Origin of the sequence: Sphingobium sp. D43FB, assembly GCF_002312805.1 — a bacterium.
Classification (GTDB): Bacteria; Pseudomonadota; Alphaproteobacteria; order Sphingomonadales; family Sphingomonadaceae; genus Sphingobium.
In genome coordinates this window covers 1-395 of the sequence record NZ_NMUA01000252.1, presented here as the reverse complement: position 1 = coordinate 395, position 395 = coordinate 1, and the positions used below count along the sequence as shown (strand labels likewise).

General features: G+C 60.5%; 1 protein-coding gene. It reads right to left on the bottom strand.

The genetic code is table 11. The annotated features are described in order from the left end of the window. Positions 1-367: histidine kinase dimerization/phospho-acceptor domain-containing protein (locus SxD43FB_RS24260; protein WP_275542515.1), on the bottom strand; the 367-nt coding region annotated here is incomplete at its 3' end. Positions 368-395 lie beyond the last annotated feature (28 nt).

Sequence of the window (395 nt, the reverse complement as noted above, 5' to 3'; positions counted from 1 at the left end):
CGCCTTTGGGCGTGAAGTCCAGAGCGTTTTCCAGCAGATTGGCCAGCGCCTGGCGTAACAGGAAGCGCTCGCCGATCAGTTGCAGGTCGTGGGCGATGTCTTTTTCAATCCGCAGCTGCAGCCGTTCGATACGCACGCTTTGCGCGTTGAGCAGTTCATCGATCAGTTCGTCCAGCGGCACGGCGACCCGTTCTTCCAGCCCTTGACGCTGCTCGACCATCGCCAGATTCAGCAGGCGTTCGATCAACTGCTGCATGCGCGCGCTTTCACCTTCGATATTGGTGATAAAGCGCTGGCGCTGGTCGGCGGGCATGTCGTCCTGCAACAGCTCGGCCGCGCCGCGAATCGCCGCCAGCGGGCTTTTCAATTCATGGGTCAGGGTATGCACATAGCGC